Genomic DNA, 25,243 nt, shown 5'->3' on the forward strand with positions numbered 1-25,243 from the left:
GTTTCACACCCCCGCACCCCCGTGGGATATTTGAGCCAAGGTGAAAGGAAAAGCCCTTCTTCCCGTTTCACCTTGGCCGAAATATCCCGCGGGGGTGAATTGGGCCGCGCCAGCGGACCAAGAGGGGGGCGCGCAGCCCCCCTTTCGGGCGACGCCACAGGCGGCGCAACCCGCTTTGTCAAAAGCGGGACCTGACGGACGGCGTGTGAGGAAAGGCGGCGGTCGGCCCGGTCTACCCGCATTCCCGGGCCGCCGCACATCCATGAGAGGGCCGGGCGCGCGTTCTGGGGCGCGACGGCGAAAGGGCGGGCACGGCGGCAAAGGATCCGATCCGGCGCCCGCAGGGCAGGATCGGTTGCACGGGCAGGGCCCGGCGGCCGCATCGGGGGCGCTTGCGCCCCCGCCGATGTCAGGGGCTCAGCGCTTCTTCAGCGCATAGCCCGCGATCGAGACGAAGCACAGCACCACGGCGCCCGCGAAGGCCACCGGCGCAAGGCCCGGCTGGGTCATCGCGAAGATCAGCGCCATGATGTTGAGCAGCGCCAGGAACACCCAGACCGAGGTGCGGGCGCGTTCGGCGGTCATCGGGCGCGTGTCGGCGCCGACGATCACGTCGAGGAACTTGCACAGCGCCAGGGTGCCGACGGTCAGCGCAAAGACCGGGCCCCAGCCCAGCGTCAGGTTGCTCATGCCGGTCAGGTCGGCAAAGAACACGGCAAACGGCAGCAGCAGCGCCGTGACTTTCAGCGGGTCCGTGAAGTTCTTGATCATGCGGGTCTTCCTTCCTTTTCAAGGGTCAGCGGATCTTCAGCGTGGCAAGGCCTATCAGCGCAAGGATCAGCGAAACGATCCAGAAGCGGATCACGATCTGCGGTTCGGCCCAGCCCTTCTTCTCGAAGTGGTGGTGGATGGGTGCCATCAGGAACACCCGTTTGCCGGTGGCCTTGAAGTAAGCCACCTGAATGATGACCGAGAGCGCCTCGACGACGAAAAGCCCGCCGACGACGCCGAGGACAAGCTCGTGCTTGGTGCACACGGCAATCGCGCCCAGCGCACCGCCAAGGGCAAGACTGCCGGTGTCGCCCATGAACACCGCCGCGGGCGGCGCGTTGTACCACAGGAAGCCCAGCCCCCCGCCGATCAGCGCGGCGGTGAAGACGAACAGCTCCCCGGTGCCGGGCACGAAATTGACGCCCAGATATTGCGTGAAGTCGGCGCGCCCCACCACATAGGCGATGCCGCCCAGCGTTCCGGCCGCGATCATCACCGGCATGATCGCCAGACCATCCAGCCCGTCGGTCAGGTTCACCGCATTGGCGGCGCCGACGATCACGAACATCGCGAAGGGCACGAAGAAGATGCCAAGGTTGATCAGCACGTCCTTGAAGACCGGCAGCGCCAGCATGTTCGTCAGTTCCGGCGGATGCATCAGCGCGGCAAAGACCGCCGCCAGCGCGGCCAGCGCCAGGCCCAGCGCCATGCGGGTGCGCCCCGAGACGCCCTTGACGTTCTGCTTCGTCACCTTGGCGTAATCATCGGCAAAGCCGATCGCGGCATAGCCATAGGTGACGCCGAGCACGATCCAGACATAGCCATTGTCGAGCCGCGCCCAAAGCAGCGTCGCGAACAGCAGCGCCGAGAGGATCAGCAAGCCCCCCATCGTCGGCGTGCCCGCCTTGGCGAAATGGGTGGCGGGGCCGTCGTTGCGGATCGGCTGGCCCTTGCCCTGCTTGCGGCGCAGCATGTCGATCAGGGGCCGCCCGAACAGGAAGCCGAAGATCAGCGCGGTGAAGAAGGCCCCCCCGGCGCGGAAGGTGATGTAGCGGAAGAGGTTGAAGAAATCGCCCCCGTCCGAAAGGTTCGCAAGCCAGTAAAGCATTACTCTTTTCCCTTGAAGGCCTCTGCCGCACCGGGCTGACCGAGTTTTCTGAGCGCGTCAACCACGAGCGAAACCTTCGAGCCTTTCGATCCTTTTACCAGCACCACATCGCCTGCATCGACCAGATGCGGCGCGCGGGCGGCCAGATCCCTGGCGGTCTCGACCCATTCGCCCCGCTTCTCCCGCGGCAGCGCTTCGTGAAGCGCCCGCATCCGCGGTCCGGCCAGATGCACGATGTCTATCGATACCATTGCGGGCAAATCGGCAATCGCGGCATGAAGCCGCGCCTCCCCCGCGCCCAGCTCCAGCATGTCGCCCAGAATGGCGACGCGCCGCCCGCGTTTGACCCGCCCCACCCCGTCGCGCGGAACCTGTCCGGCGAGCACCTCGAGACCCGCTTCCATCGAGGCGGGATTGGCGTTGAAGGCATCGTCGAAAAGGTCGAAGCTTTGCGCTTCGTCAATCAGATCAAGCCAGATCCGCTCGCGCGTGCCGCGCCCGGCGGGGGGCGCCCAAAGCGCGATGTCGAGCGCCGCCACGGCCGGATCGGCGCCCACCGCGCGCGCCAGGGCCAGAACCCCCAAGGCGTTGTTCGCAAAGTGTTTTCCTGGCGTCATCACCTTGAAAAGCATCGGCCTTCCGGCGTGATCGGCCTGCACGATCGTGGCATCCCCCGCGATCTTCGCCGCGGTCAGATGGTAGTCCGATCCGGGCGCCGGACCAAAGGTCACCACCTGCCCGGCGCGCGCCTTTGCCGCAGCCAGAAGGATCGGCGTCGAGGCAAGCCCGGTGGGCACGACGGCGGTGCCGCCGGGCTCCAGCCCGTCGAAGATCGCGGCCTTCTCATGGGCGATGTCGTCGAGGGTTTCGAAGGCCTCCAGATGCGCCGCGGCGACCGTGGTGATCATCGCGGCATGGGGTCGCGCCATCTTGACCAGCGGCGAAATCTCCCCCGGGTGGTTCATGCCGATCTCGATCACCGCGAAATCGGCCTCGGCGGGCATCCGCGCCAGCGTGATCGGCACGCCCCAGTGGTTGTTGAAGCTGGCCTCGGCGGCATGCACGCGGCCCTGCGCGGACAGCACCGCGCGCAGCATCTCCTTGGTCGAGGTCTTGCCGACCGAGCCCGTCACCGCGATCACCTGCGCGCGGGTGCGCGCCCGCCCGGCGCGGCCCAGATCTTCCAGCGCCCTCAGCACATCGGGCACGAGCAGCAGCGGGTCTTCCTCGGAGCAGCCCTCGGGGATACGGCTGACCAGCGCGCAGGCGGCGCCCTTCTTCAGCGCGTCCGCCACGAAATCATGGCCGTCGCGCGCGTCTTTCAGCGCCACGAACATTTCGCCCGGGCGAATCGAGCGGGTGTCGATCGACAGCCCCGTCGCCATGAACGACCGCGTCGCACGGCCCCCGGTGGCGACGGCCGCGTCGATCGAGGTCCACAAAACAGCCATGTCAGATCTTCCCATCCAAGGCGGCAACGGCGATCGAAGCCTGTTCGGCATCATCGAAGGGGAAGACATCGGTGCCGATGACCTGCCCGCGTTCATGCCCCTTGCCCATGATCAAGAGCGCATCGCCCGGGCCCAGCGCATCGACGCCGCGCAAGATCGCCTCGGCGCGGTCGCCGACTTCGGTGGCCTCGGGGCCCGCCCCCGCCATGACGGCGGCGCGGATCGAGGCCGGGTCCTCGGTGCGGGGGTTGTCGTCGGTGACGATGACCTGATCGGCATGGGCCGCGGCGGCCGCCCCCATCAGGGGCCGTTTGGTGCGGTCCCGGTCGCCCCCCGCGCCGACGATGGCGACGATGCGGCCCAGCACATGCGGGCGCAGCGCCTTGAGCGCGGTTTCGACCGCATCGGGCGTATGGGCGAAATCGACGAAGACGGTGGCGCCATTCGTGCGCGTCGCGGCGAGCTGCATCCGGCCGCGCACGGCCTTCAGCTGCCCCAGCGCGTCAAAGACCGCTTTCGGCTCGGCGCCGCAGGCGATCACCAGCCCCGCCGCGGTCAGCACGTTCATCGCCTGAAAGCCGCCAATGAGCGGCAGGCGCACCATCTGCGGCCCGCCCTGCCAGAGAAACCGCACATCCTGCCCGCCCGCGTCGAAGCGCTGCCCCTGCAGCTGGATCTCGCAGCCGTCGTCCTGCCCGACCCGGATCAGCTTTTGCCCGCGCGCCTGCGCCAGCGCCGCGAGCCCCGGCCCTTTCGGATCGTCGGTGTTGATCACCGCGGTCGCCTCCTCGGGCAGGACGCGGGTGAACAGACCGGCCTTGGCGTCGAAATACTCGTCAAAGCTGGCGTGGTAATCGAGGTGATCCTGGGTGAAATTGGTGAAGGCGGCGGCTTTCAGCATCACGCCATCCAGACGCCGCTGCGCCAGCCCGTGCGAGCTTGCCTCCATCGCCGCATGGGTGACGCCCGCCGCCGCCATCTCGGCCAGAAGCCGGTGCAGGGTGATCGGCTCGGGCGTGGTGTGGCTTGAGGGCGCGGCAAAGGCGCCCTCGACCCCGGTGGTGCCGATGTTCGCGGCCTCAAGGCCAAGCGCCTGCCAGATCATCCGGGTGAAGGTGGCGACCGAGGTCTTGCCGTTCGTGCCGGTCACCGCGACCATCGTCGCGGGCTGCGCGCCAAAGAACAGCGCCGCGGCACAGGCGAGCGCCAGCCGCGCATCCTCGACGACAAGCAGCGCGACGGCGCTGCCCGCCAGCGCCTGCCGGGCGGTGTCTTCGCCCGCGCGGTCGGTCAGCACCGCCGCCGCGCCGCGCTCCAGCGCCGCCGTCACGAAGGTTGCCCCATGCAGCTTGGTGCCGGGCAGCGCCGCGAACAGATGACCGGGTTTGACGAGGCGGCTGTCCACCGAAAGACCCGTCACCGCGACGTCGCTTCCCGGGCGGGCCGTCAGCCCCAATGCACTCAAAGGCTTCGCCGTGAGGGCCATATCTTGTGTCCTTGTTCAGTTCCTGCGCCATTTAGAGGCGAAGGCAGGCAGGCGTCAACGCAAGCCTTGAAAACAAGGGCCGGGCAGCCCATCGGGGCAGTTCGGGCGGGTCAGGTCAGGTCCGGGCTGGCAGCGACGGGCGGGGGAAGATCCGGTCGAAGCCCCAGGTAAAGAAAAAGGTATAGATCAGGAAGCAGACAAGCAGCGCCGCCTCCATCGCCACGGCCTCGGCGAAGCCGACGCCGTAAAAGCCCATGTAAAGCGGCACGGTGAACAGAAACAGCCCGCCCTCGAAGCCCAGCGCATGCAGCGCGCGCAGCCAAAGGGTGCGGCGCAGCCGGAAGCGGTGTTCGGCCGCCTCGAAGCCGGTGTTGAAGACGAGGTTCCACAGCAGCGCGATCAGGGTGACCAGCACCGAGACAAGAAGCGAATCCGCAGCCGGACCGGCGCTGAGCCGGGTCAGCAGCAGCGTCGAGAGCGCGATGGCCCCCGCTTCGAACGCAAGAACATAAATCACGCGCCGCAGCGGCGGGGACAAGGTGACCATGGCAGGTTGACGCAAGTTGCGCCCCGATCTTGGATCGGACCGTCCCGACAGTTGCACAGACCCTTTGGCGCCACGGTTTCCGCGCCCGGCCCGCCCAGTATCGCCCCGCGGGCAGAAGGGTCAAGCGCAAAGCGCGGTTGCGGCTCAGCGGGCGAAGCGGCAGATCAGCCGGCCCGGCTCGCCCGGGGCCAGATCGGGGCCGCCGGGCGCGGGTTTCGGCGGCTGTTCGGCCAGATCGCGGGCCGCGCCAAGCCTTGCGCGGGGGACGGCAAAGACCAGCTCCTGCATCCGCAGCGCGCCATCGGGCCCGAAGCTGGTGCGCAGCCGGGCCAGCGGCAGGCCAAGATAGCTGCCGTCCAGCTGCAGCTCGATCTGCAGCTCGGCGCCGCGCTTTTGGGCGCTGAGCTGTTCGGGGGCCAGCCAGCCGCCCGGCGGCCAGGGCAGCGGCAGGCCGTCAGAGGCCAGCGGCCCCTCGGGCGCGGAGGCGGCCTGCGGGAACCGCGCGCGCAGGCTTTCGGTGAAGGCGCGGGCCTGCGGCGCGGGGGCGCAGCGGTCGATGCCCGCCAGAACCGCGTCGAGCACGGGCAAGGCCGGATCCGGCCCCGGATCGAAGCGGAAGATCTTGCCCGCCTCGGTGGTGACGACAAGCCAGCCCTGCACATCTTCGGCGATGAAGGTGACGGGGCTGCCAAGGAAATCGGAGGCGCAGCCGGGCCCGGTGCCGCGCAGCAGATCGGCACCGCCCCGGCCCGGGATCTGCAGCGAGATCAGCTCGCCGGTGCAGGCGGGGTCGGCCGGGATCGGGGCGCGGCGGATGGCGCAGGTGCCGCGATAATAGACGCCGCCGTCGCGCGTCAGCTCGCACCCGCCCGCATAGGGCAGATCCGAGGCGATCCCCGGCGCCGCCGCGGCCCAAAGCAGGCCCAGCGCGCAGCCGAGGGCGACAAGGAGGCGGGGCAGAGCTGTCATCCGGATGCCTTTGCGAAAGCCGCGGTCTGCGCGCACCATGCGGCCAAGCGCTGAAGGAAAGGCTAATTCTCCCCGGCGCGGGTGATTTTGCCGCGCCGTTTCAGGGGGTGTTTCAGGGCGCGATCCGGGGGGCGAGGCCGCGGTCGCGGAACGCTTCGGGCCGCGCCGCCGGGCCGGTCAGTAAAAGCCGACCTCGCGGACCTCGATCTCGGCCTCATGCGCGCGCCCATAGGCGACGACCGCGACCGAGCGCAGGCTTTTCACCGAAGGCATGCCGGGCATCAGCCGCCCCGAGGCGTGAAAGGCGGTGAAGGGCAGCCGCACCTCGGCCCAGTCGGGGGTGACGTCGAAGGGCGCCTGATAATATTGCCAGGGCATCAGCGTCGCGCCCGTGCGCAGATGCGCGAAATAGCGCTGGCCGTTGCCGCGCACGATCAGCCGCAGCCCGGTCGTGCCCGCGGGCGGCGGCGCGGCCAGATCCAGCCGCATCTGGATGAAGCCGCCATTGTTTGCGGTGCTGACATGGCCGGTCATCCGCGCATGCGGCGCCCCCTCGCCCGCGACCATCTCCAGCCGCCCGGTCGAGACGCCGCCCATCACGCCATCGGTGAAGAAACGCCAGCGGGTTTCGGGCTGCATGGTGAAATCCTCGATCACGGTGTCGGCGGCCAGCGCGGGCGGCACCGCCCCCAGCCCGAGCAGCAGCGTCAGGACAAGGAACAGTTGGGCGCGCATCGACCCCTCCCAAGGTTTCCGATACATGCAGGGGACCATGAAATCCGGCGTTTGGCCAGCGGTTTTCACGGCCCCCCGGGGTCAGAACCGCGCCAGCCGATAGGGCGCGGGATCGACGATCGGCGCGTGATCCGTGGCCAGATCGGCCGCCAGTTGCCCCGCCGCCGGGCCGGTACCGAAGCCATGGCCGGAAAAGCCGGTGGCCAGGATCAGCCCGGGCCGCGCGGCGACCGTGTCGATCACCGGATCGCTGTCGGGGGTGACGTCGATCATCCCCGCCCAGCTCGCGGCGATGCGGGCCTGATCGAAGACGGGCCAGGCCCTGCGCAGCGCCGCCATCGCCTCGGCATTCAGGCCGGGATTGACGTCGGGATCCATGATCCGGCAGCGCTCGAACGGCGTGATTTCATCGTCTTTCCAGCGCCTTGCAGACAGAAGTTCATGCAGGAAAGGGCGACCCAATCCCACCTGCGTCGCGCCTTTCTGCGCCCGCAGGACCGGCAGGTAGCGCAGCCCCAGCCGCAGATGGTCGGGCGTCAGGGGCGCATCGAGCCGCCCGCGCTGGGTGATGGTGAAGCCGCCATCCTGACGCTTGCGGAAGGAAAAATCCGGCCCGCCGACGGCGGTCTCGCACGGCCCCTGCATCGGCGCTGTGCGCAGGACCGAGCAGATCAGCGGCAGTGTCGGCAGGAAAATCCCGAGGTTGCCCAGAAACCGCCGCGACCAGAGACCCGCCGCCAGGATCACCTTTTCGCACGCAATCTCGCCGCGTTCGGTAACGACGCCCGAAACCTGCCCGCCCCTGGTCGCAAGGCTGCGCACGGCGCAATTCTCGACGATCTGGCCGCCCTTGGCCAGCACCGCCCGGGCCAGCGCGGCACAGGCGAGCGAAGGCTCCGCCCGCCCGTCCGAAGGCGTGTGCACGCCGCCGAGCCAATCGCCCTGCCCTCCCGGCACCAGCCGGTCTATGTCCTTGGGCGCAAGCAGGCTGGCGCCAAGGTCGAGGGGGGCGACGGCCTTCAGCCAATCCTCGTAAATCCCCATCTGCTTTTCGGACCGGGTGACGAAGAGGATCCCCGCCGCGCGATAGCCGCAATCGGCGCCGATCCGCGCGGGCATCTCGGCCCAAAGCCGGTCGGCGGCCTGCGCCAGCGGCACATCGGCGGGCGCGCGCGAGGTCTTGCGCACCCAGCCCAGATTGCGGCCCGACTGTTCGGCGCCGATGCGGCCTTTTTCCAGCACCGTCACCGGGATGCCGCGCTCGATCAGCGTCAGCGCGGCCGAAAGGCCCACGATGCCCGCGCCGATCACGACCACGGTGGTTTGCGCCGGGATGTCGGCGGTGGAGGGCGGCAGAATGGCAAGCGGTTCCATCCCTTACGCCCCCAGCCGGATCACTTCGGCGCCCTGCGCGGCGCCGCGAAAGGCGGTCACTTCGATCTCGACCTTGTAGACATTCGAGCCCAAGGGCGGGCAGGTGACGGTCAGTGCCGGATCGACGCCGCGGAAGATCTCGGCGAAGATCTCCATCACCGCGGGCGTGTCGGCGGGGTCCTGAATGAAGACGCGGGCCGAGATCACGTCGCCCAGCCCCGAGCCGACCGCGGCAAGCGCGCGGGCGATATTGGCGAAGACCTGATGGGTCTGCGCGGCGACATCCTCGGGGATCAGCTTCGTGTCGGGGTTGCGCCCGGCGGTGTTCGAGACGAAAATCCACTCGCCCACGGCGACAAGGCGGGAATAGCTGCTTTTGTCCTCCAGCACCGCGCCGGATTTCAGTTTCACGATCTTTGTCATTGGTTTTCCTGAAGGTTTGGGGGGGCCTTGCCCCCCCGAAAGGTCAGCGCAGGACGGGTTCATCCCAGAGGTTCAGCTTGACGCCGATGCCGCGGTCCAGCGCGTTGCGGTAAAGCACCGTGCCCCAGGCGACGTCCTCGACCGGCATGCCGCCCACCGACATGATGATGATTTCCTGATCATTCTTGCGCCCCGGCGCGTCGCCCGCGACGATGGCGCCAAGGTCTTCCAGATCGTCATGGGTCAGCTTGCCCTCGGCCAGCATGTCCATGAACTTGACGCCGATGACGGGGATGGTGTTGTGCGCGGGCTTCGGCACCTCTTCATACCAGGCCTCGTAAAGCCCCGTGTTATCAAGCACCTTGCGCACGTCGGGGGCCTGCATCCCCTCGTCGATGTTGCACACGGCGGGCATCGCCAAGAAGGCGCCGGGCTTCACCCAGTCGCGCTTCACCATCGGATAGGTCGCAGGGTCACCCGTCTCGCCCGAGTTGCAATAGCTGACCAGATCCGAGCCGCGCACGACCTCTTCGATGCTGTCGACCACCGTGACCGAGGTGATCTGCGGATAGGTCTCGGCCACCCAGGCAAGGAAGGTCTGCAGGCTTTTTTCACCGCGGCCTTTCACCTTCAGCGTGTCGATGCCCGGGCAGGCGACCATGAAGGCGGCCAAAGTCGTCTTTGCCATCACGCCGGGCCCCAGGATGCCGACGATCTTCGCATCCGGCCGGGCAAGATGGCGCGCGCCCACGCCCGGCACCGCGCCGGTGCGATAGGCCGAAAGCAGGTTCGCCGACATATGCGCCAAGGGCGCCCCGGTCTCGGTGTCGTTCAGCGTGAACATCAGGATGGAGCGCGGCAGGCCCTTTTGCCGGTTCGCGATGTTCGAGCCATACCATTTGACGCCGGTGGTGCAGAAGCGCCCCCCCAGATAGGCGGGCATCGCCATGAAACGGCGGTCCGCGGTGGGTTTCGGCATCGTCGGGAACGGGCTTTCGGGCGGGAACATCACCATCGCGCCGTGGCTGTCGTTGTTCGCCCCGGCCATGCGGTAATCGCCCGAATGCAGCAGGCCGAACATCTCCTCCATGCAGTCGACGCAAGCGGCCATGTCGGTGACGCCCGCCCTGATCATGTCGGGTTCGGACAGGTAGATGAAATCGATACGCGTTTCGGCGTTCATGGGTTTTCTCACTTTTGGGAAGGTTGGCCCTGCCCGAAGACAGGGCAGGAAAGGCTCAGTCGAAGGCGCGGCCAAGGCGGGCGTAAAGCTCGGGCTGGCTGCGCTTGATCCGCAGCGCGAGAGCCGAGCCCGAAGCCGCGACGCAGACCACGATCACCGGGAAGGCCTGCACGATCGGGCTTTCGGACCCGGTCAGCATCGAGAGGTTCGACCAGACAAGGCCGAAGGCGGTCATCAAGCCCAGCGTCGCCAGCACCGGCGCGACAAGGGTGACAAGGGGCGAACGGCCGAAGCTGTCGCGGCGGAAGAAGGCGATGACGGCGACTGAGACCATGATCTGCACCGCGACGATCGACAGCACCGCGAGCGCCGACATCCAGGAGAAGACGACGCCGTAAGGGTCGGCGCCGATCAGCGCGAAAAGGCCAAGGATCGTCGCCACCAGCGCCGCCTGCACCAGCCCCGCCACATGCGGCGAGCCGTGATCGTCATGCACTTTCGTCACATGCGACGAGAGCAGCCCCTCATGCCCCAGCGCGTAGAAATAGCGGTTGAGCGTGTTGTGGAAGGACAGAAGGCAGGCAAACAGGCTGGTGATGAGGAGGATATTGGCCAGTTTCACCACCCAGCCGCCCAAAAGCGCCTGCATCGGGGCGAAATAGAACCCTTCGAGCGAGGCGGCGGCCGCGGCCTGCGCCTTGTCGGGGCCGTAATATTGCACGATGGCCCAGGTGGAAAAGGCATAGAAGGCGGTGATCAGAATGACCGCGATATAGGTCGCCCGCGGGATGGTGCGGTCGGGGTTCGAGGCTTCCTCGCCGAAGATCGCGGTGGCCTCGAAGCCGACGTAAGAGCCCAGAACGAAGACCATGGTGACGCCAAGCCCGGGGCCGAAGACCTCGGAGAGCCGGAAGCCCGAGACCGAGATGCCGGTCTCGCCGCCGCCATGGGCGAGGATCGCGATATCAAGGACAAGAAGGATCACCAACTCCGCGATCATGCACAGGCCAAGGATCACCCCCGAGACCGCGATGTGACGCCGCCCGAGAGCCACGACGATGACCAGCCCCGCAAAGGCCCAGACCCACCAGGGCAGATCGAGGCCGAGCGAGGCGGCAAAGCCCGAGACGAAGACGGCAAACAGCGCAAAGACCGAGATCTGGATGGCGAAATAAGCCAGAAGCGCCGTCAGCGCGCCGCCGATGCCCGCGGGGCTGCCCAGACCGCGGGTGATATAGGCGTAAAACGCCCCGGCGCCGCTGATGTGCCGGGTCATCGCGGTGAAGCCGACGGAAAACAGCAGGTAAAGGATCCCCGCCAGGATGAAGGCGCCCGGCACCCCCGCGCCATTGCCGAAGGCGAAGGCGGGCGGCGTCGCGCCCACGACCGCAGTCATCGGCGCGGCGGCCGCGACGACAAAGAAGATGATATGCGCAAGCCCGATCGAATTGGCCTGCAGGCGGTTCGCGCCCGGTTGGTTTTCCATTTTACCGATCCCTGTTTCGGTTTCTTTGAATCCGGTCTGCAGGCGGCAGGACAAGAGCGGCCATTGCAAAACGCGCCAAAAATCCGATAGTTTGCGCCAATGCGCCCCCAAGGGGGGAAAATGAGGAAAAATGTCCACGATCAGCACCCCGCTGCCCGGAATGCTGTCTGTCAGGGCCCTGATTTTTGGGCCAATTCTGGAATACTTTGCCGATGATCCGGGCAAGTTGAAAACTCTGCTTGCCCGCGAACAACTCTCGCCCGAGGTGCTGGCCGACCCTTACGAAGCGATTCCCTTGCAAAGTTATCTCTCGATTTTCGAGGCTGCGGCGGAATTGGCGGGGGATCCGCTCTTTGGCGCACGCTTGGGCTTTGGCATGCGGCCGGGCAATCTGGCACCGATCGGGCTGCGCGCGGTGCAGGCGGGCACGATCCGCGGCGCGCTGACCGCCTTTGCGCGCTGGTCGGGCGCGCTGCAAAGCGCCACGCAATCCAGCCTGACCACCGAGGACGACCAGCTTGTCTTCACCTACCGGCTGACGGCGCCGGTGCTGATCGCCTCGCGCCAGGATACGGAATTCAGTCTGGCGGCGGTCTGTCGGCTGATCCGCGGCGCCTTTGATCCGCGCTGGCGGCCGCTGGAAATCCGCTTCACCCATCCGCCGATCGCCGAGAAACCGCGGCTAGAGGCGCTGTTCCGCGCCCCGGTGCGGCATTCGCAGCCCGTCAATGCCATCGTCCTTTCCGCCGCCGGGGCCGACCGGGTGCACCGCGCCGAAGACCCCGACATGATCGCGCTGATCGAGCGGCATCTGCAGGATCTGACCGCCGATGCGGGCCGCGCCGAAAGCCTTGTCACCCAGGTCGAGGCGCTGATCGACCTTTATCTCGGCGTGCGGCCGATCGATCTGCCGGGGATCGCGGCGGCGCTGCGGATGGCACCGCGCAGCCTGCAGCGGCGGCTGGCCGCCGAGGGGCAGAGCCTGAGCGGGCTTCTGCGCCAGCAGCGGCAACGCCGGGCCGAGGTGCTCTTGCGCGAACGCGGTCTTGGCGTCGAGGCGGTGGCCCAGGCGCTTGGCTACGCCGATGGCACGGTGTTCTGGCGGGCCTGGCGCAGCTGGACCGGCGAGGCCCCAAGCCGCCCCGCCCCGAAATGACGCCGGGCCGGTTTTCGGTGGCCCTTGCCCCCGCCGCGGGCTAGTTTGGCGCAAATCGCAGGAGACCGCCCGTGTCGCACACCATCTTCATCCTGAACGGCCCGAACCTGAACCTTCTGGGCAAGCGCCAGCCGGAAATCTACGGCGCCGAGACGCTGGCCGATGTCGAGGCCCGCTGCCGGGCGTTGGCCGAAAGCCTTGGTGTCACGGTGGAGTTCTTCCAGTCGAACCATGAGGGCGTGATCATCGACACGATCCACCGCGCCCGCGACGAGGCCGCCGCCATCGTGATCAACCCGGGCGCCTTCACCCATACCTCGGTCGCGATCCTCGATGCGCTGAACGCCTATGACGGGCTGGTGTTCGAATGCCACATCTCGAACGTGCACAAGCGCGAGCCCTTTCGCCATCACAGCTACGTCTCGGGCCGCGCCGATGGCGTGATGGCGGGCTTCGGCACCGAGGGTTATGAGCTGTGCCTGCGCCGGGCCTGTTCGCTGCTCTCAAAGGCTTAGGCGGGGCGCAGCCGGGCGCAGGCGGCAGTGATCCGGCCCAAAGCCGCGCGCAGCTCGGCCTCCGAGGTCGCGTAGGAGATGCGGAAATAGGGCGAGAGGCCAAAGGCCGCGCCGGGCACCATCGCCACCTCGGCGGTTTCCAGCAACCAGGCGCAGAAATCGCGGTCGGTGCTGATCGTGCCGCCCTCGGGCGTGGTCGCGCCAATGAGGCCCGCGCAATCGGCAAAGGTGTAGAACGCCCCGTCCGGCACGCGGCAGGTGATCCCCGGGATCGCGTTCAGCCCCGCCACCACCAGATCGCGGCGGCGCTGGAAATCGGCGGCGCGGCTGGCCAGCAGATCCTGCGGCCCGCTCAGCGCGGCCAGCGCTGCGGCCTGCGAAATCGAGGAAGGACAAGAGGTTGACTGGCTCTGCACCACCGCCATCGCCTTGATCAGCGGTTCCGGCCCGCCCGCATAGCCGATCCGCCAGCCGGTCATCGCATAGGCTTTCGACACACCGTTCACCGTCAGGATGCGCCCCTTCAGCCGCGGCTCCAGCGCGGCGGGGGTGGTGAAACGAAAGCCCTCGTAACAGATGTGCTCATACATGTCGTCGACCAGCAGCCAGACCTGCGGATGGGCCAAAAGCACGTCCAGCAGCGGGCGGTAATCCGCCTCCGCATAGGCCGCCCCGGTCGGGTTCGAGGGCGAATTGAGCATGACCCAGCGCGTCTTCGGCGTGATCGCGGCGGCCAGCGCCTGCGGCTGCAGCCGGAACCCCTGCGCGCCATCGCAGGGCACGGCGACCGGCACGCCGCCCGCGATGCGGACGATGTCGAAGTAAGACGTCCAGCACGGCGTCGGGATGATCACCTCGTCGCCCGGATCGAGCGTCGCCATCATCGCATTGTAAAGCACCTGCTTGGCCCCGGTGGCCACGGTGATTTCCGCAACTTTGTAGTCCAAGCCATTCTCGCGCCTGAACTTTTCCACGATCGCCGCCTTCAGCGCCGGGGTGCCGTCCAGCGCGGTGTATTTCGTCTCGCCCCGCGCCATCGCGGCGGTGGCGGCATCCTTGACATGCCCGGGCGTGTCGAAATCGGGCTCGCCCGCGCCGAGGATGATCACCGGCCGCCCGGCTCGCTGCATCGCCGCGGCCCTGGCGCCGATCTGCAGGATTTCGGACACGCCCAGGGCGGCGATGCGTTCGGCGGGGCGGAAGGCGGCGGTCTGGTCTTGCAAGGTCATCCGATCCTCATGCGATGTCGAAAACCACGCCCTGCGCCAGGGGCAGCTCGCGGGAATAGTTGATGGTGTTGGTGGCGCGGCGCATGTAGCCCTTCCAGGCGTCCGAGCCGCTTTCGCGCCCGCCGCCGGTTTCCTTTTCACCGCCGAAGGCGCCGCCGATCTCGGCGCCCGAGGTGCCGATGTTGACGTTCGCAATGCCGCAATCCGACCCCGCAGCCGAAAGGAACAGCTCCATTTCGCGCAGATCAAGGGTGAAGATCGACGACGACAGCCCCGCCGCCACCGCATTATGGTCCTCGATCACCGCCTCGAGGCTGGAAAACCGCATCACATAAAGGATCGGCGCGAAGGTTTCCTCCAGCACCGGGCCGATCTGCGCCTGCATCTCGACCAAAGCCGGACGGACGTAATAGGCCGTGTCAGGGCCGCAAGCGACGCGGGTGCCGCCATGCACGATGCCCCCCGCGGCGCGGGCGGCATCCAGCGCCGCCTGCATCGCGTCAAAGCTGGCGCGGTCGATCAGCGGGCCGACAAGCGCCTGCGTTTCCAACGGGTTGCCGACCGAAACCGAGGCATAGGCGCGCATCAGCCGGGGCATCAGCGCGTCATGGATGCTGTCATGCACGAACAATCGGCGCAGCGTCGTGCAGCGCTGCCCCGCCGTGCCCATGGCGCCAAAGGCCACGGCGCGCAGGGTCATGTCCAGATCGGCCGAGGCGCAGACGATGCCCGCATTGTTGCCGCCCAGTTCCAGGATCGAGCGGCCGAACCGCGCCGCCACTTTCGGGCCGACGATCCGCCCCATCCGGGTCGAGCCGGTGGCGGAAATCAGCGCCACGTTCGGGCTTTCGACAAGGGCGTCGCCGACCTCCGGCCCGCCGATCAAGAGCTGCGCCAGACCCTCGGGCGCGGCGCCGAAGCGGGTGATCGCATGGGTCAGCACCGCCTGCGCCGCAAGCGCGGTCAGCGGCGTCTTTTCGGACGGCTTCCAAAGCACCGGATTGCCGCAGACCAGCGCCAGGGCGGTGTTCCAGGCCCAGACCGCGACGGGAAAGTTGAAGGCCGAAATCACGCCGACGACGCCCAGCGGGTGCCAGCTTTCCATCATCCGATGCCCCGGCCGCTCGGTCGCGATGGTCAGCCCGTAAAGCTGGCGCGAAAGACCGACGGCGAAGTCGCAGATGTCGATCATCTCCTGCACCTCGCCCAGCCCCTCGGACAGGGTCTTGCCCGCCTCGATCGCGACGAGACGGCCCAGATCGGCCTTGGCGGCGCGCAATTCCTCGGCCCAGAGCCGGACGAGTTCACCGCGTTTCGGCGCGGGCACCAGCCGCCAGCTGCGAAAGGCGGTGGCGGCGCGGCCGATCGCGGCGGCGGTGGTCTTGGGCGTCTCGGGCGTCAGCGCACCGATCTGCGCGCCGGTCAGCGGCGAGAAACTGGCCATCGGCCCGCCCAGATGGGCAGAGGCGGGAACGCCAAGGCGGGAAAGCAGGGTCCGGGTCTCGTCGCGCAGCGTCATCGGGCGTCCTTTTCGGGTCAGTCGAAGCTGTAAACAAGGCCGACGACCAGCGCCGCGGCGGCCATCAGTCCAAGGGTGAAGCGCAGGTTCAGCGCAAATGTGACGCGCTGCGGCGTGACGCCGAGTTCGCGCCCGGTGATGATCGACATCGCCGAGATGGGCGAGGCGGCGATGGCCAGCGCCCAGGCGAAAAGCAGGGCAAGACCAAGCGCATAGGGGTGATCGGCGCCAACCGGCCCGGCGCCGAAAAGGCTGGCCGCCATGATCATCACGATGGTGTGCGGGATCATCACCGCGCCGACGGCCGGGATGACGACAAGGCAGGCCAGGATCACCGCAAGCGCGGGCAGCCGACCGCCCGCGATCAGCGCGTCGATCCCCGCCGCCTGTGCCGCCGCCGCGACGGCCGCGCCGATCACCGCCGCGGCCAGAAAGATCGTGCTTTCGGTCGCCATCCCCTCGGAGGCGGCGGAAAGCCGGGTCAGGGCGCCGTCCGGGCCCGCCCCGCGCAGCCCCGGCTCCAGCCGCGGCCAGAGCGCGGCGAGAAGCGGCAGCACCAGACAGGCGGCAATCAGGAAACTGACATCAAGCAGCCGATGCGCCGCGAGGGTCAGCGCGATCAGCCCGGCGATGGCGGCCAGCACCAGCGCCAGCGCCCGGCCGGCGCCTGCGGGGGCGGGGTCGTGCGGGCGCGGACCTTGCGGAACGGCGGTGGCGGCGGCGTCCAGCAGCGCGGCGGCCAGCGACAGGACGGCGACAATGCCAAAGGCGAGGCCGAAGAAGCGCACCGGATCGAGCGTCGGGATGGCACTTGTGACGATGGCAAAGCCAAGCCCGATCGGGGACCAGACCGTCATCAGCAGCGTGCCGCGCAGCGCCGCAAGCGTCATCGCGCCCGTGTCGATGCCGCGCTTGCCCGCCGCCTTGCGCGCCGCATCATGGTTGCGCGCGATGTCGGACATCATCCCGATGGTGCCGATGTTGAACAGCACCGAAATCCCCTGCGCGCCAAGCGACACGGCAAAGACCCGGGCGCGGGCGGAATGGGCGAAAAGCCCCTCGGCCGCGCGGGCGATCAGCTGCGAGCGCCGCACCGGGGCGCGGATCAGCCCGAGCGCGGTCAGAAAGGCGGAAAAGGCGGTGCCCTGCATCAGCGCCGCCTGCATCGCGGGCAGGGCCTTGGGCAGAAAGACCGCAACGGTCAGCGTGGCCAGAAAGGCGCCCGCCAGAAACACCTGCGCGATGCGCGAGACGCGGGGCAGGCGCACCAGCGCCAGAACGATGGCGGTGATCGCCGAAAGCGCCAGGAGCCCCCCTGCCCCCGGCAGCCAGGCCCCGCCGATCCGGCCCGCGACAAGGCTGAAAAGCAGCACAAGCGCCAGCACGCCTGCGGCGGCCATCGTGGTTTGCGCGCCGAAGGGCAGGCGAAAACGGGGGGGGATGGGCATCGTCATTCCTCAGATCCGGTCGGCCAGCAGATGCGCCGCCGCCGCGCCGATGCTGTATCCGGCCTCGTGAGCCAGGCGCAACGGCGCCGGGGTCACGGGGCGGACGGGCAAGGGCATCGCCTCGATCGCCCGCGCGCCCAGCACATGTTCGGCCAAAGCCTTGCCGAAGACAGTGCCGGGGGCGATGCCGCGGCCGTTGTACCCCGCGATCGCCAAAGCGTTTTTCCCCAGCAGATGCAGGCGCGGCAGGGCGTCGGCGGTCATCCCGATACGGCCGAACCAGTCGCTTTCAAAGCCGATGCCGCTCAGCTGCGGAAAGATCCGGTGCAGCGCCCGCAAGGCCCAGGCGCGGTGGATGGCCCGATCCGCCGCCCCCAGCCGCCCGACCGAGCCGAAGACCAGCCGCCCCGCCGCATCCATGCGAAAGGACGACAGCACCGCGCGGGTGTCCCAGCAGCCCTCGCCCCCGGGCAAGATCCCGGCACGGATCGCTTCGGGCAAGGGCGGCGTCGCCATGTTGAAATAGGGCAGCGCCACCTGTTCGCGGCGCAGCCCGGCAAACAGCGCGCCGGTATAGGCGTCGGTGGCGACGATCAGCGCCGCCGCCTGCACCCGGCCCTCGGGCGTGGTGACGCACCAGCCCGCGCCCTGCGGCCTGGCGCTTGCCGCCGGGCTTTCGGTGCAGATCCGCGCTCCCGCCGCCAGCGCCGCCCGCGCCAGCCCGCGCACATAGGCCAGCGGCTGGATCGTGCCCGCGCGCCGGTCCAGCAGCGCCCCCGCATAGCGCCCGCCGCCCAGCCGCCGCGCCGTTTCGACCGCGTCCAGCACCTCGACCGGGGCGCCCCGCGCCGCCCATTGCCGGGCGCGTTCGGTGATCTCGGCCAGCCCTGCGGCGCCGACGGCGCAATGCAGCGTGCCATGCGCGACCGCCTCGCAATCGATCGCGTGACGGCGCACCAGCGCGAAAACCTCGGCCGGGGCCGCGCCCAGAAACTCCAGCAGCCGCGGCCCCCAGACCGGACCCAGCGCCTGCGGCATCGCCTCGGGCATCACCCACATGCCCGCATTGACCAGCCCGACATTGCGCCCCGAGGCGCCAAAGCCGATCTGCGCGGCCTCCAGCACCAGAACGGACTTGCCCGCCTCGGCCAGATGCAGCGCGGCGGAAAGCCCGGTGAAGCCCGCGCCGATCACCACCACATCGGCCTCGGCCGCGCCAGACAGCGGCGCGGTCTCCGGCGCTTGCGGCGCCGAGACTTCCCAAAGACCATGCGAGCGGGGATCGTTGCGCATCAAACCTTCCTGCGGGGGCCGTCCCCGCCCCTTCCTGCCCGGTTTTGCGCGCCAAGGCCAATTCGCGATGCGTCTCAGGTCATTCCGTTTCGGAATGACCCGGAGGGACGGGCAGACGCGAAAAAGGCTTGTCGCACCGGGCGGAACGCGCAAGGAAGGGGCGACACCGGAGGGAAAGATGAAGACCCCGCGCCGTTTCCTGCCCTCGATCTCGCTGTTGCAGGCCTTCGAGACCGCCGCGCGCACGCAAAGCATCACCGCGGCGGCGGCAGAGCTGTCGCTGACGCAAAGCGCGGTGTCGCGGCAGATCCGGGCGCTGGAGACGCAGCTGGGCACCGAGCTGTTCCACCGCGAACGCCAGACGATCCGGCTGACGCAGGGCGGCGAAGCCTATGCGCGCGAGATCCGGGCGGCGCTGCAGAAGATCTCCACCGCCTCGCTGACGCTGCGCGCCAATCCGGGCGGCGGCACGCTGACGCTGGCGATCCTGCCCACCTTCGGCACGCGCTGGCTGGCGCCGCGGCTGCCCGATTTCCTTGCCGCCCATCCGGGGATCACGCTGAACCTTGTGACCCGGCTGACGCAGTTCGATTTCGCCGCCGAGGCCGTCGATGCCGCGATCCATTTCGGCGCGCCGGACTGGCCGGGGGCAGAATGCACCTGGCTGCGCGGCGAACATGTGGTGCCCGCCTGCGCCCCCGATCTGGCGGCGCGGCTGAAGTTCGCGACGCTTGAAGACCTGCGCGCGGCGCCGCTGCTGCATCTGACCTCGCGCCCGGATGCCTGGGAAAAGTTCTTCGATCGCGCGGGGATGGCGCCGCAGCGGCTGCACGGGATGCTGTTTGACCAGTTCGCCACCGTGGCGCAGGCGGCGATGGTGGGGCTGGGCGTCGCGCTTTTGCCCGAGTTCCTGATCGAGGACGAGATCGCCTCGGGGCGGCTTCTGGTGCCGCTGCAGGCGCGGATGCGCTCGGACGAGGCCTATTATCTGTGCGCCCCGCGCGGGCGGGGGCCGCATCGGCCGCTGCAGGCGTTCCGCGACTGGCTGTGCCGCGTGGCGGCGGCGGCAGAGGCGGCGGAAGCGGCCCGGCGGCAAGCCCGTCCCGCCCGCCCCGCGCCAGATTGACGCAGCGGCGCGGCAGGGTTAAGGCTGCGCGCATGACGCCGTTTGTCTCGGGATCCTTGCGCGCGGCCGCCCTTTGGATGGCGGCTTTCGGGCTGTTTTGCGCGACGCTTCTGCCCGCCTCGGTGATGCCGCTGCGCGCGGCCGATGCGGCGATGCGGCTGGTGCTGTGCACCGGGAACGGCCCCGTCGTCCTGATGACCGCGGACAAGCCCCTCGCCCCCGGCGCGGGCGAAGGCCGCTGCAAATGGGCCTGCTGTCACGCGCTTGCCACCGGCTGCGACCGCGCCGCGGCGGCGCCGCGCCCGATCCCCGCGGGACGGCTGTCCCGCCTTGCCCCGCCGCCGCAGATCCTGCGCACGGCCCGCGTCACCGGCCTGCCCCCGGCGACCGGACCGCCTTCGACCAGGCTGAGCTGATCAACCTCACCTCGCTCGAAGGACATGTCATGAGCAAACTTTCCCCGGGGGCGCAGGCCTCCGAGACGCCGTCGCGCGTCAACGGCCCCTATTTCACCGCATGGCGCTGGCATTTCTACGCCGGTCTCTATGTCATCCCGTTCCTGATGATGCTCGCGATCAGCGGCGCGCTGATGGTCTGGTTCACCGCCATCGCGCCCGAATATGGCGAGCGCCTCGCCGTCACGCCCGCGGCCACGGCACAATCCGTCAGCGCGCAGGTGGCGGCGGCCGAGGCCGCCCATCCGGGCAGCCATGCCGACAAATACATCGCCCCGCATGACGCCAGGACCCCGGCCATCGTCCGGGTGCAGGATGCGGGCACGGCGCGGATGCTGGCGGTGGACCCCTACAGCGGCGCGGTGCTGGCCGACCGGACCGAGGCGGGCACCTGGAACGACTGGCTGACGCACCTGCATGGCGAGCTCCTCTGGGGCGACAACGGCGGGCCGGGCGATGCGCTGATCGAGATCGCGGCAAGCCTTGGCATGGTGATGCTGGTGAGCGGGCTTTATCTGTCGTGGCCGCGCAACGGCACGCCCTGGCGGGCGGTGTTCCTGCCCGATCTGCGGGCGCGCGGCCGCAAGTTCTGGAAATCGCTGCATCTGACGACCGGGGTCTGGGTCTCGCTGCTGCTGGTCTTCTTCCTGCTGACGGGGCTTTCCTGGGCCGGGATCTGGGGCGGCAAGCTGGTGCAGCCCTGGTCCAGCTTTCCCGCCGCGAAATGGGAGGCGGTGCCGCTGTCGGACGAGACCCATGCCGCGATGAACCACACCGCGCGCGAGGAAGTGCCCTGGACGCTTGAACTGACGCCGATGCCGCGTTCGGGCTCGCAGGCGGGGGCGCAGCTTTTGCCGCATGGCACGCCCGTCACCTTCGAGACGGTGATGGCGGGGGCACGCGCGCTTGGCTTTGCGGCCCGGGTGCAGGTCAGCGCGCCCGCCGATGGCACCGGCGTCTGGACGCTCTCGCGCGATTCCATGAGCTATGACAGCCCGGACCCGACCGCCGACCGCACCGTGCATGTCGACCAGTATACCGGCAAGATCCTCGCCGATGTGCGCTTTGCCGATTACCCGTTGATGGGCAAGGCGATGGCGGTGGGCATCGCGCTGCACGAAGGCCAGATGGGGCTTTGGAACATCGTCCTGAACCTCGCCGTCTGCGGCGCCTTCGTGCTGAGCTGCGTCGCGGGCACGGTGTTGTGGTGGAAGCGCCGCCCGGTCGCGGCGGGCCGTCTGGCCGCCCCGCCCCGCGCCCCGGAGGGGCCGCTGTGGAAAGGCGGGCTGATCGTCGCCGCGATCGTCGCCCTGGCCTTCCCGCTGGCGGGGGCGGCGATCCTCGCGGTCTTGCTGCTCGATGCGCTGGTGCTGCGCCACCTGCCCGGCCTGAAACGCGTCCTGTCCTGACAGGATCTGCCGCCCCGGAGCCTTCCGGGGCGGCAGGATCGCAGCGCGTGCTTGTCATGTGCCCGGCGCCGTGCTTTCAAATTGGCAACGCCCCTCACGCCAGCGAAAGCCCGACCCATGCCCCCCTTGCGCCTCAACATCCGTTACCTCCCCTTCGCGGCGGCGCTGCTCTTGACGCTGATCTTCGGGATCGTGCTGCTGATCGTGCCGCAGCTTTGGGTGCTGGCCGTCTTCGTGATCCTGGCGGGGCTGAGCCTGCTTGGGCTTTACGACCTGCGCCAGCGCCGCCACGCGATCTTGCGCAACTATCCGGTGATCGGCCATCTGCGCTACATGATCGAAAGCGTCGGCCCCGAGTTCCGGCAGTATTTCTTTGAATCCGACCGGGACGAGGTGCCCTTCAGCCGGCAGACCCGCGTTCTTGTCTATCAGCGCGCCAAGGGGGTCGAGGACAAGCGCCCCTTCGGCACGGTCGAATCCGTCTATGCCTCGGGCTTCAACTGGCTGACGCATTCGATCGTGCCGAAAACCATCAAGGACACCGATTTCCGCGTCCGCATCGGCGGGCCGGACTGCGCCCAGCCCTATGACGCCTCGGTCTACAACATCTCGGCGATGAGCTTCGGCGCGCTCTCGGCCAATGCGATCTCGGCGCTGAACCGGGGCGCGAAACTGGGCGGCTTTGCCCATGACACCGGCGAGGGCGGGATCAGCCGCTACCACCGCGAGGGCGGCGGCGATCTGGTCTATCAGGTGGCGTCGGGCTATTTCGGCTGCCGCAACGACGACGGCAGCTTCTCGCCCGGGAAATTCGCCGCCCAGGCCCGCGATCCGCAGATCAAGATGATCGAGATCAAGCTGAGCCAGGGCGCCAAGCCCGGCCATGGCGGCATGCTGCCCGCGTCCAAGATCTCGCCCGAGATCGCCGAGGCGCGGGGGATCCCGATGGGGCGCGATTGCGTGTCGCCCGCGGCGCATTCGGCGTTTTCGACGCCCCTGGAATTCATGGCCTTCATCCGGCAGCTGCGCGAGTTGTCGGGGGGCAAGCCGGTGGGGTTCAAGCTCTGCATCGGGCATCGGCGCGAATTCATGTGTCTGGTCAAGGCGATGCTGGAAACCGGCACGACGCCCGATTTCATCGTCGTCGATGGCAAGGAGGGCGGCACCGGGGCGGCGCCCCTGGAATTCGTCAACCGCGTCGGCATGCCGATGCTCGAGGGGCTGCATTTCGTGCACAACCTGCTGCGCGGCGCCGGGCTGCGGGACCGCATCCGCATCGGCGCGGCGGGCAAGATCGTCTCGGCCTATGACATCGCGCGGGCGATGGCGCTGGGCGCGGACTGGTGCAATTCGGCGCGCGGCTACATGTTCGCGATCGGCTGCATTCAGGCGCAATCCTGCCATACGAACCGCTGCCCCGCGGGCATCGCGACGCAGGATCCGCGGCGGATGCGGGCGCTAGATGTCACCGACAAGACCCAGCGCGTCGCGCGGTTTCACCGCAACACGCTGAAGGCGCTGGGCGAGCTGGTGGGGGCGGCCGGGCTCTCGCATCCCTCCGAATTCCTGCCCTATCACTTCATGTTCCGCGAAAAGGACAATGCGTTTCAGGATGGCAACGAAGTCTTCGAGGATCTGCCCGAGGGCTTCTTGCTGACCGGCTCGACCCACCCCGATCTGCAGGCCTGGCTGGACCGCTGGAACCGCGCCTCGGCCGAGACGTTCGAGCCGCTCAGGATGCCGAAAAGCCGCTTCGCCTCGTGAGACGCCGGGACGGCGCGGGCCGGTCGGGGGGCGGTCAAGAATTTTGTCGACAGCGCGCGCGGGGATGGGGTAGTCAGCTCTGACACAGAGAGATTGGACCGTGGCAGGCCCCCGCATGCGATGGTCAGCCTCAGGGCATGGACCGGGGCCGATCCTGTGATTGTGCTTGGTGCAAGGCCCTCAGATCGAGCTGAAGGCAATCCGGGAATGCCGTGGCCCTTTGCCGGGTTTCAGATGGCGCCTCTGTGAATGAATGGGAAACAGGGACTGAACTATGAAAATTGCTGCAATCACCATTCGGCGAAAGCCTGTTCCCGGCTCTCCGATCCGGACCAATACCGGAAATTACATGTTCACCGAGGCGACCTATCGCAATATCGCCGGGGACATCTCCTGGATCGGTTTCAATTTCGATCCGGACAAGATCAACGCGGAATACGATCATGTCGTCATGCCCGCGGCAAACTGGATCGACCGCGGCGAGACCCTTGGCAGCCTTGTCAATCTGCTGAAAAGGATCGAGATTCCGATCACCTGCATCGGGCTTGGCGCGCAGGCCGCCTCGGCGGGGGCGGATCCGTCCAGCCTCAAGCTGTCGCAAGGCGCCATCGATCTGACGAAAATCCTGACGGAGCGCTGCAAGCATATTTCGGTGCGCGGCGAATTCACCCGCAAGGTGCTGGCGCATCTGGGCTGCCACAATACCGTGGTGACGGGCTGCCCCTCGCTTTACATGGACCTGCCGAAAGACGTCGATACCCCCCCGAGCGAGGATCTGATCCTGCAGGGCACGCGGTATGTCATGTCGCCGCATTATCTGCGGACGCGGTCTTTGGACCGGAAGATATTCTCGATCGCCGGCCGGGCGGAAATGGACATGATCTATCAGTCCGAACGGCTGGAAATCAGCCTTTTCGACGGCGCCATGGGCGAGGGCTGGGCCAGCGCCGTGGAGGAGGCCGGGTTGCACAAGCTTTACGGCAAAGCCACCGTGACGGAGCTGCAGGATTATCTGCGCGCCCATGGCAAGGTCTTCACCTCGATCGACGACTGGTCCGGGTTCCTGAAGTCGCGCGCCGGGGTGATCGGCACGCGGCTGCACGGCGCGATCCTCGCGCTCAATTCCGGGGTGCGGGCGACCTTGCTGCCGCATGACTCGCGCACCCACGAGCTGATCGACTTCGCGAAGATCCCGACCGGCAATCCGGATCTCCTGCTGAACGAGGATCAGGCCACGGTCCGATTGCCGGACGATATCGACGCGCAGGTCGGCGCCTTTGTCGAGCGGCGCGAGCAGAACCGGGTCGTCTATGCGCAGCTGCTGGAAGCCAATGGCCTGACCTACCGGCGCAGCCTGCCGGATCGCTGATCCGGCAAAGGCGCCGCCTTTCGCGGCACGCCCCGCCACGGAAAAGGCCCCCGTCCTTGCGGACAGGGGCCAGGTTCGTCGATCAGGCTCTTGATTTATGCCCGAGGTTTAGGTTTCGCCTGGGCCTTCTCGACGTCTGGGGCAAGCGCACCTGCCCCCGATCTCGGTCAGTGGATCGCCTTCGCACCCGCCGCCATCAGCGTGACGGTGGTGGTGGCGCCGGCCATGCGGATGTCGGTCACGTCAAGCCCATGCGCGCTCAGATCGCCGCCCCAGACTTCGATCGAGGCGCCCTCGAAGGTGGCGTCGATCAGGCGCTTGAGCGCCTTGCCCGCCAGCACGGCCTCGTAACCGCCGGGGATGCGGCGCAGGGGCACGTCGGCGAAGCTTTCGGTGGCGATGATCAGATGCATGTCGGTCCGGTCGT

The 25,243-nt window shown here is 68.3% G+C and carries 23 protein-coding genes; 7 read left to right on the top strand and 16 right to left on the bottom strand.

The window, feature by feature from the left end:
* Window positions 1-417: 417 nt before the first annotated feature.
* The 11 genes from FBT96_RS05970 to FBT96_RS06020 all read right to left on the bottom strand — a co-directional run bounded on the left by FBT96_RS05970 (window position 418) and on the right by FBT96_RS06020 (window position 11,533).
* On the bottom strand, window positions 418-771 hold the full coding sequence (locus FBT96_RS05970; protein WP_136905415.1) for a hypothetical protein: 354 nt from the start codon (window positions 769-771) through the stop codon (window positions 418-420).
* A gap of 25 nt (window positions 772-796) precedes the next feature.
* On the bottom strand, window positions 797-1,879 hold the full coding sequence (gene mraY, locus FBT96_RS05975) for a phospho-N-acetylmuramoyl-pentapeptide-transferase (RefSeq protein WP_055208889.1): 1,083 nt from the start codon (window positions 1,877-1,879) through the stop codon (window positions 797-799).
* Window positions 1,879-3,330 (bottom strand): UDP-N-acetylmuramoyl-tripeptide--D-alanyl-D-alanine ligase, encoded by a 1,452-nt coding sequence (locus FBT96_RS05980; RefSeq protein ID WP_136905416.1) that lies wholly within the window; start codon window positions 3,328-3,330, stop codon window positions 1,879-1,881. Before FBT96_RS05980 ends, mraY begins: the two co-directional genes overlap by 1 nt.
* Window position 3,331: 1 nt before the next feature.
* Window positions 3,332-4,816, bottom strand: a complete 1,485-nt coding sequence (locus FBT96_RS05985; RefSeq protein ID WP_136905417.1) for a UDP-N-acetylmuramoyl-L-alanyl-D-glutamate--2,6-diaminopimelate ligase — start codon at window positions 4,814-4,816, stop codon at window positions 3,332-3,334.
* 115 nt (window positions 4,817-4,931) lie between these two features.
* A complete protein-coding gene (locus tag FBT96_RS05990) occupies window positions 4,932-5,363 on the bottom strand; it encodes a PACE efflux transporter (RefSeq protein WP_136905444.1) in 432 nt (143 codons plus the stop codon).
* A 144-nt stretch (window positions 5,364-5,507) separates the two neighbouring features.
* The gene (locus FBT96_RS05995; RefSeq protein ID WP_136905418.1) at window positions 5,508-6,332 is read right to left on the bottom strand and encodes a hypothetical protein; all 825 of its coding nucleotides are present in this window, start codon (window positions 6,330-6,332) and stop codon (window positions 5,508-5,510) included.
* A gap of 177 nt (window positions 6,333-6,509) precedes the next feature.
* Entirely contained in the window at window positions 6,510-7,067 is a 558-nt protein-coding gene (locus FBT96_RS06000) for a CIA30 family protein (RefSeq protein ID WP_136905419.1), read from the bottom strand.
* Between the two features lie 81 nt (window positions 7,068-7,148).
* Entirely contained in the window at window positions 7,149-8,441 is a 1,293-nt protein-coding gene (locus tag FBT96_RS06005; protein ID WP_136905420.1) for an NAD(P)/FAD-dependent oxidoreductase, read from the bottom strand.
* Window positions 8,442-8,444: 3 nt separating this feature from the next.
* The gene (locus FBT96_RS06010; RefSeq protein ID WP_136905421.1) at window positions 8,445-8,864 is read right to left on the bottom strand and encodes a Rid family hydrolase; all 420 of its coding nucleotides are present in this window, start codon (window positions 8,862-8,864) and stop codon (window positions 8,445-8,447) included.
* A 43-nt stretch (window positions 8,865-8,907) separates the two neighbouring features.
* Entirely contained in the window at window positions 8,908-10,047 is a 1,140-nt protein-coding gene (locus FBT96_RS06015) for a tyramine oxidase subunit B (protein ID WP_136905422.1), read from the bottom strand.
* A 55-nt stretch (window positions 10,048-10,102) separates the two neighbouring features.
* Window positions 10,103-11,533 (bottom strand): APC family permease, encoded by a 1,431-nt coding sequence (locus tag FBT96_RS06020; RefSeq protein ID WP_136905423.1) that lies wholly within the window; start codon window positions 11,531-11,533, stop codon window positions 10,103-10,105.
* A gap of 130 nt (window positions 11,534-11,663) precedes the next feature.
* Here FBT96_RS06020 and FBT96_RS06025 point away from each other — a divergent pair, with 130 nt between their 5' ends.
* Together FBT96_RS06025 and aroQ are read left to right on the top strand one after the other, a co-directional pair.
* On the top strand, window positions 11,664-12,689 hold the full coding sequence (locus FBT96_RS06025; protein ID WP_136905424.1) for an AraC family transcriptional regulator: 1,026 nt from the start codon (window positions 11,664-11,666) through the stop codon (window positions 12,687-12,689).
* Window positions 12,690-12,760: 71 nt separating this feature from the next.
* Window positions 12,761-13,204 (top strand): type II 3-dehydroquinate dehydratase, encoded by a 444-nt coding sequence (aroQ, locus tag FBT96_RS06030; RefSeq protein WP_136905425.1) that lies wholly within the window; start codon window positions 12,761-12,763, stop codon window positions 13,202-13,204.
* On the opposite strand, the gene FBT96_RS06035 is transcribed toward aroQ, so the two are convergent.
* From FBT96_RS06035 to FBT96_RS06050, 4 genes are read right to left on the bottom strand one after another with little or no spacing between them, the layout of a single operon-like run.
* Window positions 13,201-14,433 (bottom strand): pyridoxal phosphate-dependent aminotransferase, encoded by a 1,233-nt coding sequence (locus tag FBT96_RS06035; RefSeq protein WP_136905426.1) that lies wholly within the window; start codon window positions 14,431-14,433, stop codon window positions 13,201-13,203. The two genes, aroQ and FBT96_RS06035, sit on opposite strands and share 4 nt — an antisense overlap.
* Window positions 14,434-14,440: 7 nt before the next feature.
* The gene (amaB, locus tag FBT96_RS06040) at window positions 14,441-15,952 is read right to left on the bottom strand and encodes an L-piperidine-6-carboxylate dehydrogenase (RefSeq protein WP_136905427.1); all 1,512 of its coding nucleotides are present in this window, start codon (window positions 15,950-15,952) and stop codon (window positions 14,441-14,443) included.
* A 17-nt stretch (window positions 15,953-15,969) separates the two neighbouring features.
* Window positions 15,970-17,406: a hypothetical protein gene (locus FBT96_RS06045; RefSeq protein WP_169583247.1), complete on the bottom strand. Its 1,437-nt coding sequence runs from the start codon at window positions 17,404-17,406 to the stop codon at window positions 15,970-15,972.
* Window positions 17,407-17,409: 3 nt separating this feature from the next.
* Window positions 17,410-18,693: an NAD(P)/FAD-dependent oxidoreductase gene (locus tag FBT96_RS06050; protein ID WP_136905429.1), complete on the bottom strand. Its 1,284-nt coding sequence runs from the start codon at window positions 18,691-18,693 to the stop codon at window positions 17,410-17,412.
* Between the two features lie 178 nt (window positions 18,694-18,871).
* Between FBT96_RS06050 and FBT96_RS06055 the strand changes: the two genes are divergently transcribed.
* The 5 genes from FBT96_RS06055 to FBT96_RS06075 all read left to right on the top strand — a co-directional run bounded on the left by FBT96_RS06055 (window position 18,872) and on the right by FBT96_RS06075 (window position 24,816).
* Window positions 18,872-19,819, top strand: coding sequence for a LysR family transcriptional regulator (locus tag FBT96_RS06055; RefSeq protein ID WP_136905430.1), 948 nt, complete (start codon window positions 18,872-18,874; stop codon window positions 19,817-19,819).
* A 32-nt stretch (window positions 19,820-19,851) separates the two neighbouring features.
* Window positions 19,852-20,235 (top strand): hypothetical protein, encoded by a 384-nt coding sequence (locus tag FBT96_RS06060; protein WP_136905431.1) that lies wholly within the window; start codon window positions 19,852-19,854, stop codon window positions 20,233-20,235.
* 29 nt (window positions 20,236-20,264) lie between these two features.
* A complete protein-coding gene (locus tag FBT96_RS06065; protein ID WP_136905432.1) occupies window positions 20,265-21,683 on the top strand; it encodes a PepSY-associated TM helix domain-containing protein in 1,419 nt (472 codons plus the stop codon).
* Between the two features lie 117 nt (window positions 21,684-21,800).
* Window positions 21,801-23,447 carry an FMN-binding glutamate synthase family protein gene (locus FBT96_RS06070; protein ID WP_136905433.1) on the top strand — a complete coding sequence of 549 codons (1,647 nt, stop codon included), beginning with the start codon at window positions 21,801-21,803 and terminating at the stop codon, window positions 23,445-23,447.
* A gap of 274 nt (window positions 23,448-23,721) precedes the next feature.
* Window positions 23,722-24,816, top strand: coding sequence for a polysaccharide pyruvyl transferase family protein (locus FBT96_RS06075; protein ID WP_136905434.1), 1,095 nt, complete (start codon window positions 23,722-23,724; stop codon window positions 24,814-24,816).
* Window positions 24,817-24,983: 167 nt separating this feature from the next.
* On the opposite strand, the gene FBT96_RS06080 is transcribed toward FBT96_RS06075, so the two are convergent.
* On the bottom strand, window positions 24,984-25,229 hold the full coding sequence (locus tag FBT96_RS06080; protein WP_013067188.1) for a hypothetical protein: 246 nt from the start codon (window positions 25,227-25,229) through the stop codon (window positions 24,984-24,986).
* Window positions 25,230-25,243 lie beyond the last annotated feature (14 nt).

Source organism: Rhodobacter capsulatus (assembly GCF_005144475.1).
Taxonomy (GTDB): domain Bacteria; phylum Pseudomonadota; class Alphaproteobacteria; order Rhodobacterales; family Rhodobacteraceae; genus Rhodobacter; species Rhodobacter capsulatus_C.